Source organism: Caulobacter sp. D5, assembly GCF_003185805.1.
In the GTDB taxonomy this organism is placed as follows: Bacteria; Pseudomonadota; Alphaproteobacteria; order Caulobacterales; family Caulobacteraceae; genus Caulobacter.
In genome coordinates, this window is record NZ_QHJY01000511.1 from 1 (window position 1) to 1,432 (window position 1,432).

Here is a 1,432-nt window from a genome sequence, read left to right on the forward strand (position 1 = left end):
GGCCAGGGCGCGAGCGGCCTCGCCGGCCCGCTCGCGCACCAGCTCGACGGCCGGACGGGCGGCGCACTGCATGCCCTGCTCGGGCGTCCCGCGTTCGCTGGAGCGGGCGCGCAGCTGCTCGATGACGGCCACGAGATAGTTCTCGATCGGCCCGATCGGATTGACCTGACCGTCCGGCGGCGCGATCCGCCCCGACCAGCCCTCGCCCGGCAGGGCGGTGGCCGCCTGGATCACGGCGCTGAGGGCCGCTCGGGCGCTTTCCTTGTCGCCCAGGATGTCGAGCAGCCGGGCCTCCAGCCCCCTGCCCCGCCGCCCGCGCCCTTCCGGACCTCGGATCCAGCGGCGCAGCTCTGCGGCCTCCGCGCCCGACAGGGCGGCGGAGAAGGCGCTGTCGGCGGCGTCGAACAGGTGGTGACCCTCGTCGAACACCACGCGCTTGACCGCCGTCGTCTCGTTGTCGCCCTTCAGGCCCCGCGCCGCCCGGGCGCCGTCGAAGGCCGCCTGGGTCATGACCAGGGCGTGGTTGGCGATGACGAGGTCCGCGCGCTTGGAGGCCCGCACGGCCTTTTCGATGAAACAGACGCGATAGTGCTGGCAGCCGGCGTGGATGCACTCGCCCCGGCGATCGACGAGGTTGGCGGCGCTGGCCTGGGCGGACGGCGGCACGGCGAACAGGGTCGGCAGCCAGGCCGGATAGTCGCCGCCGGTCATGTCGCCGTCGCGGCTGACCCGCGACCAGCGGGCGGCCAAGGCCAGGCCCACCAGATCGCCATTGCCCAGTTGGGCGCTGTTGACCTGCTCCTGCAGGTTCAGCAGGCAGAGATAGTTCTCACGCCCCTTGCGGACCACGGCCTTGCGGGCGCGCACCAGGGCGTCGGGATAGATGGCGGCGCTCTCGCGCTCGATCTGGCGCTGCAAAGCCCGCGTATAGGTGCTGATCCACACCGACGGCCCGTTGGCCTCGGCCCAGACGCTGGCGGGGGCCAGATAGCCCAGCGTCTTGCCGACGCCGGTGCCGGCCTCGGCCAGCATCATCCGCGGCTCGCCCTCCCGCTCTCTCGGCTGGAAAGCGTAGGACGTCTCGCGGGCGTAGGTGTCCTGGGCCTCGCGCACCTCGTCCAGGCCGGCGCGGCCCAGCAGCGACTTCAGGCGCTCGGACGCGGCCTCGGGGTCGATCGGACGCGACAGCGGCTCGCCGACCGGCGCCTGGTCCTCCCACTCCACCAGCCGCGACCAGACGTCGAGGCCGGAGCTGCGGAACTGGTTGCCGACCGGAACCGAGCGCAGCGCGCCGACCACCGCCGGTCCCCAGGCCCAGCCGGCCCGGGCCAGGGTCTCGGCCACGGCGAGAGCCTCCTCTCGCGACGGGCGGGGCGTCAGGGCCAGTTCGCGCAGCAGGGCGTCGGCGGCCTCGCGCAGGGTCTGGGCCTGG

At 74.0% G+C, this 1,432-nt stretch carries 1 pseudogene; it reads right to left on the minus strand.

What is annotated here, in order from left to right:
- Positions 1–1,432: pseudogene (locus DMC18_RS24545) on the minus strand (ATP-dependent DNA helicase); the annotation flags it as partial.